Source organism: Ruegeria sp. BC7 (assembly GCF_056539165.1).
The window spans coordinates 160,818-168,448 of record NZ_JBQFUL010000008.1; the positions used below are offsets into that span (position 1 = coordinate 160,818).

Here is a 7,631-nt window from a genome sequence, read left to right on the forward strand (position 1 = left end):
AATCAGCCGACATACATTACCTGATCCGGTGTCGGCACTCGAACGGGATAACAAATCCCCGAGACTGTAGTGATGGTGAGGGAACGGCTTTGGCTTTCGATCGTTTTTCCATTGATCTTGCAGATGAAGACACGCTCGAAAATTTTTATCTTGAGCAAACCAATACTGACACCAACTTCATGCAATTCACTTCTGGCCCCGCAATCCTAAGCGCCCACAGCATCGATTTTGGCGACATCAGGCTTTTGCAGGTGTCCGGTGAAGGCAGGCATCTGTGGACAGACACCATGCTTGCACGCGAATGGCGTTTCGCGATCATGGTCTCGGCCAATGGCAGCCCACGAATTGGACGGTCTGGCATTTCTCGCACAACCGCCCATCTTCTGAGACCGGGTGAAACAGCCGAACTGTTTACCAGCGGCAGTTACACGACCCTGGAATTTACCTTCTCGGAAGAACTTCCCGAAAAACTGGGGTGGGGTTGTCGCGGTGGCCAAACCGCGGATGTTTTTGAAGGCACCGTTAGAACCTTGACCGCAATAGCAAAGGCCGGTTTTTGTGCTGCTTTCAAGTCCGGTTCCGACGATTGCAGCTCGGCCGCTCTCTCAGATATTCGGTCTGAACTGATCGATGCGCTTGATATTGCCCTGCAACCTTGGGCTCCGCCCGAAAACCATTGCGGCAAAGTTCTTTCGCGTGAGGCACAGGTCGATCTGCTTCGCAAGGCCCGCAGGCTGCTGCAGGACAACGACAACAACTTGTGTTTCAGTGTCGAGGATTTGGCTCAGGAAATTGGCGTCTCCAAGCGCAGCATCTTTCAAGCCTTCAAAAGAGAATATGGGATTGGCCCCAGAAGATTTCGAGAAATCGTGCGTTTGAACGCGCTTCGCGCAAGCCTGTATCGTAGCGAACCGGATGCCTCGTCAGTAACTTTGCTGGCGAATGACCACGGTTTCTCAGAGCTGGGGCGCATGGCCGGAAAGTACCGGTCTCTGTTCGGAGAACTTCCAAGCGAAACTCTCAGACGTCCAAGGCAGAGGCTGTTGAACTAGTGGCGTAGCGTTTGGCTAGGGTACTCGCCATACTGTTGACGGTACTTTCCAGCCATCCGCCCGAGATCACCAAACCCGAATTCGATAGCCAATTCCGTAACTGTAGTTTCATCAGGGCTAGTGTTTTTCAGACGGTTTCGCAGTTCTGCAAGGCGACGGATTTCTACGTACCGCCTCGGTGTAATTCCAAGCGACTGGCGCAGTGAATAAAACAGCGTGCGACGCCCCACTCCGAGTTCTTTGGAAATGGAACCGAGATCAGGCATAGCGTCGCCCAGTTCGGAAAGAAGGTGATCGAAGTTTTTAAGCACTGAATACCGGCTCGTGCATTCGCTAAGTTCCGGATGCGATCCTGCACCGTGGGGCAACCATGGAGCCAACGCACATTCCAAGGCGTCCAGAACCATCCCCTGCGCCGCCGCTGTTGATGCAACCTCTGTCCCTTTGCCTTTGAACCCAGCGATTTTGCTTGCTTGGCGGCACGCAGATTCAAGCCGTTTCAACGGCGTTCCGTGGATGCGTGCCAAAGGCGCCCCTGAAAAGGTCCATCCAAGACTGTCCGCAATTTCCTTGGATACGCCGATTTCCAGCGTTTCAACCGGCCCCAGAAAAACATAGTCCATCTCCTGACCCGGGCGAAACAACATCGCATCTTCAGGACCAAGTTCGTGGCCAAGCGATCTGACGCCGTTCCGTGCGTTCAGTACAATCCCGAAATGCACGCGACCGTCATCAGACATCTGGTCTTGCCACCTGCAATGAGCAATTCCCGAAGCCCACAACAACGTAACGCCATCTAGATCCACAACCTTGTATTCAAGATTGGCGGGGCCCGCTGAAAATTGGGTGTAGCCGGGCATCATCCCAGTGGCCTGGAACAGAAACTCCGAAATATCTTCGGCTCCGTGCAGAAGAATACGCTGTGTACCCATGCCCTTAGTCTGTATGCGCGGCACTGCATTCGGCAAGAATTAATTCTGCAAAGATAGGTTCCAAATGCACTTATTACGTAGCACCCTTGCTACCTGTCCGACAAAATCACACGCAATCTAATGACAAAACCGGATTGCCTTGAATTTGAAAGGACAGACGATGAATTACTGCAAGTTGTTATCCACCGCTGTGTTCACCGCCGCACTTGGTGCCATTCCTTTAGAAACTTCGGCGCAAATGTTGAAGGATATCGCCACGTCCTCGCCAAATGAGAACATCGGACCGATGCCCCACGAGGTCCCTGACGACCCGACAAAGATGAATATCAAACAAGACAAATCCACGGATATCTGGCGGGCAGAACGTGAGCCGTCTGGACGTCCAGCCGGACCGATGGACGTACAGCGATACCAACTCCAGATGGAACCCGTGGGAATTCAGACGTTCTTTAAGCTGCCCGTCGCTCTTACACCCGAAGACCTGCAAGCCGGTGAAATCGACGTCGCGATATTTGGCGCTCCTACCGGTGCCTTACCGCATTCGGCCGGCAATATGTGGGCACCGGCCGAGGTACGGACAACCCGTGACTATGGCGGTTACGGAGACCCCAAGTTCCCACTAAGCTGGGTAGAATACGAAACCCTTCTCGCTCCATTCACAATCTTGAATGCCGTTGACTACGGCGATGCTGGCCTGAACGCCTATAATCAGTCGGCCACGCTAGAGGAAATCCGTCGTATGACACGGGAGGTTGCCTCCGTCGGCGCAATTCCCTTCATCGTTGGTGGCGACCACTCGGTTCCAAACGGTACCTTCCGTGGAATTGTCGATGTCTACGGAAAGAACAACGTTGCTTTCGTACATTTCGATGTCCACCTGGACCGAGACGCCGGCATGGGTAAATTTGGTGCCTATTACCATTCAGGCAGCTTTATGAATCGTGCGGTTCAGGAAGGAATGGTCGAAGGACGACATGTCATTCAATATGGTATGTCCACACCAGTCTTTGGCCCCGAAGAATGGGACCAGGTGGCCTCGGAAGGTGGGAAAGTTTATCACATCCACGAAATCCGCCGCGACGGGGTCGAGGAAACATTCAACAAAATCTACGAAGACCTCGCGGACATCGATTTGGTCTATGTGAGTTTTGACATCGACACTTTTGACATGAGCTACGCTCCGGGCACCGGCTCCTCGTCGCCCATTGGTTCACACCCAGAAGACCTTTTCCCGATGCTGCGCCAATTTGCGGCCACCAAGACCATCGTTGGCGTTGATTTTGTAGAGTTCAACCCCTTCTACGATAACCGCGGCCAGCAGACCGCGCGACTTGTTCGGCGAACGATGTTTCAGTTTCTAACTGGTATCGCGATGAAAAAAGACGGGATCGAACCGGACTATATCCACCCGCGCATCTCTGGCGAACCGTAAGGAAGATCCTGCACCGGCGACAACAGTTTCAACTACCGGGCAGACCCAGAAGGTATTCATACGGGGTCAAATGTGCCCCTTCACCGGAACGGATGCGCTGCTGGTCTGAACTGAGCCTTTACACATCGTGGGAACAGGCTGTGAACGAACATCTATCCAACGATTGGTTCAATCAGTATAACTGCGTTGGGGGATGACAGAATAAATCCGTCGGACCCTCAGAGAATGTATGAAAAAGCAAGTCTTTGTAAAAACAGGAAGACGCAAGGCAACCAAAGCGAGTGGAAGCAAGGTAGTATGTCGGCTACGGCGCAGAACGTCGAAAGCTCAGCCCTGAGGGTTGGAATGATAGGCAACCTTGTTATGGGGTTTGCCGGTGTCTTGGCTTCTATTCTCTCGAATTCTCAAGCCCTTCTTGTCGATGGTCTATTCTCTCTTGTAGGGTTTTTTGCTGCAATCATAGCTGTTCGCGTCGGAAAACAGACATCGGCCCGACCTGATGATGTCAGACCGTTTGGCTACGCTGCCGATGAAGCCGTTTTCACCACGTTTCGTGCCCTGTCACTTTTGGGTTTGGTCGCGTTTGCTTTTACCAACGCGGTGGCCAAAATTGCGTCGTATATTGGCGGCACAACGCCCGCGCCGGTGAAGTTTGAAGTCATTGGAATCTACACCATCGCGATTTGCCTCATATGCGCAGCGCTTTGGGCAAACCACTTACGGTGCTGGCGAAAAACGGGAAAACAGAGCGACATTTTGAAGTTGGAATCTCGGGCCGCTGCCTTTGATGGGGTCATCACCGGCACGGCCGGCATCGGTTTTGGCTTGGTGTATTTGTTTCAAAATGGTCCTCTCGCGATAATTGCTCCGATCGGAGACTCGATTATCGTCGTTTGTCTGTGCTGTGTCGCGTCCGGCACCTATTGGTCTGATTTCAAAAACAGCCTGGGTGAGTTGGTCGGCATCTCAGCGGGAAAGGAAATCGTCAAAGACGTGAGAGTTGCCGCAGAAGAGCATCTTGCCAACGAAGACTTAGAGCTTGTTGACGTCGTTGTCCTGAAAGCAGGCCGGACACTGTCCGTGGTCGTTTTCGTGGATCCCAAAAAGCAGATTTCAGGAAGCGGCATGGACAAACTGTCAACGTCGCTGAACAAAAGTCTAAATTCAAAATTTGCCCGGGTAGAAGTCCTGATTGTGATTTCGGAGATCGGCCGCCAGGTGTTCGTACCGTCGACAGAATAAGTTCAGACATCAATGAGCCGTTCTGATTTCGAGCGCGTCTCTGTCTTTGCGTATTCTTTCAATGAACGCACGGCAGAACTGTCCCGACCGAGGAATTGTCACTCTGCCAACAATGGTTCCAGACATTTTATCCTTCGGGACGCACTCAGGCCTGAAGGGTCATCACCAAAGTCTTCTGCAATTTTTGTATATGCTTTGATCATTTCTTCCGGGTTCTCGACATCTCGCAGAATGACGCCGACCACTTCCAACAGATACGATTGTGACAACCTTGTTTTGATGCTCAGTTCTTCAATCAAGGGCCATTCCGCCTCGATTAGGCACTTCGCAGCTTCGCTATATTGCGCTTTTCTCTCCTCTTGGGCCAGTAGTCCCGAGCTTGAAAACAGGATCGCAAACACCGCTATCAATGTTGGTCTCATCTTATCCTTCCAACTCAATTGTCAAAATTCGATCCGTTTTGCAGCAACCTTAGCACTTGCCCCCACTACGGCAACTTATCTCTTGGTAGACCGATTCACTCGGCAGACGAGACGTCAGGAATTGTTGCCGCGACGATATCCAAAGCTTCAATCCTGTAGATCGAAGGTGCGAGTTCGCTTTGGTTTTGGCGAATGAATATTTGTCCCGTAACCCAAACCGGATCCGCCGTTATGTCGATGCCTTCCGGATACTTAACGGAAATAACTTGATCCGGAAGTGGAGCCGTTGGATGTCGGCACGTCTGAGACAACGGAGGAACCAACAGAAAGTTTTCTACATCTTTGAATTCAAATTCAACAGGATGAGCATAACCAGCAATGAGGACAAGATTACCCTCCAAACTTGAGTTTCCTGGGACGCACTCGGCGATCTGCATCGACAACATGCGATCATTCAAGTCCCGCGGTTGGCAACTTGGATTGGACAGGTAGTCGTCCAAGAACTCAGAGCATTCGACAAGGCGACCTATTTTTAGATCCGACCAAGAGATTTTCTGAGGCTCGGAATGTGCCGCCAATCCGATCAAAGACACCAGAACAACTGGGCAGCCCAGAAGTCTAGTTTTCATTTTGACCGTGCGTAACGGCAAGCGGGCTTTTGTAGTCCGGTTCAGTTATCCCCTGTTTGCGCATCGCGATGCCCGTCAAACATTCTCTTATTGTCCGATTGGCATTCAACGCGGAAACGTAAGTTGGGTCCATTAACGGAGCAAGCTCGACGATTTCAAACCCGATCACATTTGATTCAGCGCAGAGGCGGCGAATAATCGGAAAAATCTCGCGCGGCATCAGCCCACCGGGTTCGGGCGTCCCCGTTCCGGGGACAAACGCCGGGTCAAACGTATCGATGTCGAACGAAATGTAAATGTACTCCGGCCCTTCATTCGCCTCGGCGATGACGTCTTCCATAACGGCGTCCCAGCCGCGATGTTCGATCTCAGCCATGGTATGATAACGAAATCCGTTCATGCGCATCCATTCAAACGCATTTTCGTCTGGATAGTATCCGCGCAACGCGACTTGAATAAAGTTTTTACCTTCGACCAAGTCTTCTTCGATCAATCTGTAAACAGGCATGCCATGATTGATCAGGTGTCCAAAGCCATATTTTCCGGCATCGTAATGTGCATCGAAATGAACAACGCCCACATTGCCCTTTCCGTAAACGTCCGTCATCGCAGCGACGTTCGGGTACATCAATGAATGATCGCCACCGACGATAAAGGGGATCACATGGCTACCGTCGGCGTGTTGCACCGACGCGGCCTGACCGACGAAAGACCGAACAGCATGAATTGTACGCTCGGTGCTCATGATGTCGTTCGGGGCGTTTCCGTAGTCGACTACTGTCATTTCTTGTAGAGGGTCGACCATGACGTGCATATGCGGCTGCCGCGCCCCATAACCCAGGTAAATCGAAGAGCTACGAACCGCATTCGGCCCGCGCGACGCCCCGCGTGCGCCGGCCCCCATATCGGTAAATGCACCCATGATGGCAACGTCGACTTCAGCGGCGGCCAAGTCGCCGGGCGTGAATGCTAACGGCTGATGTAAAAACGTCGGGATTTGCATAAAGCCCTGACCATAGAAACGCTGAGGGTTGACAAGTCCTGGCTCTCGTCCTTCACGCTCTCCTTCAAAACTTGGCAGAGGCGTGCGCCACGCATTGTAGGTTGGATCCTCAGTATCCAGAGGAATAACGGGTTGTTCCCCTTCTCGAATAGGAGACTGAGTGCCCTCAAACTCATGGCCATAAAGCTGAGCATTCGCAGCCCCAGAAAAACCAACACATAGAATAGCAAGCGCAGTATGGAGATTTTTTAACACCGGAAAGCCCCCAACAATTTTCAACTAATTCTGAAACTATCGCCGAAACCTCTGTTTGAGGCAACTTTTTCGTCAGTCGTTCTAATGCGCCGCCACTGACTTGAGGCTGGATCCATGGAACCTCTTTTCGAGCTGACAGAAGTCAGCCAGAGTTTTTCCTGATCAAAGGGTTTGGCTCGGCGCAGGGATCAAGCGCTCAACCTGATCAGTGAGACGCTTTTGTGGTTCGTCTATTTCTTCGGACGTATTGACACATCCGCCTGGTCCGGCATGCGGAGTTGGCGAAACTACCCTGTGCTTGTGGGAATGTCGGCTTCTAATATTTGCCAACCACATTTTCGTCCATTGTAGATACCAGTTTCAACAGGTTGGCGGTTAATTTGCAGGTCGCTCTGGAAAATGCGTCGGAGCCCATGATTGAGTTTTCGCCGGAAGAAACGTCCTGATGACGGTGGGTTTTGCTTCACCTCAGATTGCTTGATGACAGGGGTTTTCAAGGTCGCGACACGATAAAAAGGCCGCGAACGGAGAACGCGCCCCTTGGGGCGCTAAGTGTTTGATATTTGTCTGGGAGTTTTGGTTTCGGGGAGAGGATTTGAACCTCTGACCTTCAGGTTATGAGCCTGACGCGGTGAAGACGTTAAGCGATTGATCCGGTGGATCA

The 7,631-nt window shown here is 51.8% G+C and carries 7 protein-coding genes; 3 read left to right on the forward strand and 4 right to left on the reverse strand.

The annotated features are described in order from the left end of the window. Positions 1 to 89: 89 nt before the first annotated feature. Positions 90 to 1,052 (forward strand): AraC family transcriptional regulator, encoded by a 963-nt coding sequence (locus tag ACR0KS_RS17455; protein WP_170567417.1) that lies wholly within the window; start codon positions 90 to 92, stop codon positions 1,050 to 1,052. Here the strand turns inward: ACR0KS_RS17455 and ACR0KS_RS17460 are convergent. Further along, positions 1,049 to 1,984 carry an AraC family transcriptional regulator gene (locus ACR0KS_RS17460; RefSeq protein ID WP_170567415.1) on the reverse strand — a complete coding sequence of 312 codons (936 nt, stop codon included), beginning with the start codon at positions 1,982 to 1,984 and terminating at the stop codon, positions 1,049 to 1,051. The genes ACR0KS_RS17455 and ACR0KS_RS17460 overlap by 4 nt on opposite strands. 160 nt (positions 1,985 to 2,144) lie before the next feature. Between ACR0KS_RS17460 and ACR0KS_RS17465 the strand changes: the two genes are divergently transcribed. After that, positions 2,145 to 3,416 carry an arginase family protein gene (locus ACR0KS_RS17465; protein ID WP_170418861.1) on the forward strand — a complete coding sequence of 424 codons (1,272 nt, stop codon included), beginning with the start codon at positions 2,145 to 2,147 and terminating at the stop codon, positions 3,414 to 3,416. 225 nt (positions 3,417 to 3,641) lie between these two features. After that, positions 3,642 to 4,658 (forward strand): cation efflux transmembrane domain-containing protein, encoded by a 1,017-nt coding sequence (locus tag ACR0KS_RS17470; RefSeq protein ID WP_170567413.1) that lies wholly within the window; start codon positions 3,642 to 3,644, stop codon positions 4,656 to 4,658. A gap of 98 nt (positions 4,659 to 4,756) precedes the next feature. Here the strand turns inward: ACR0KS_RS17470 and ACR0KS_RS17475 are convergent, their stop codons facing one another. The 3 genes from ACR0KS_RS17475 to ACR0KS_RS17485 form a co-directional block, all read right to left on the reverse strand. Further along, the gene (locus ACR0KS_RS17475) at positions 4,757 to 5,080 is read right to left on the reverse strand and encodes a hypothetical protein (protein ID WP_170486565.1); all 324 of its coding nucleotides are present in this window, start codon (positions 5,078 to 5,080) and stop codon (positions 4,757 to 4,759) included. A gap of 95 nt (positions 5,081 to 5,175) precedes the next feature. Continuing rightward, complete coding sequence (locus tag ACR0KS_RS17480) at positions 5,176 to 5,709, reverse strand: DUF3299 domain-containing protein (RefSeq protein ID WP_170567410.1); 534 nt, start codon at positions 5,707 to 5,709, stop codon at positions 5,176 to 5,178. Further along, entirely contained in the window at positions 5,699 to 6,967 is a 1,269-nt protein-coding gene (locus ACR0KS_RS17485; RefSeq protein WP_480693283.1) for an agmatinase family protein, read from the reverse strand. Before ACR0KS_RS17485 ends, ACR0KS_RS17480 begins: the two co-directional genes overlap by 11 nt. Positions 6,968 to 7,631: the final 664 nt, after the last annotated feature.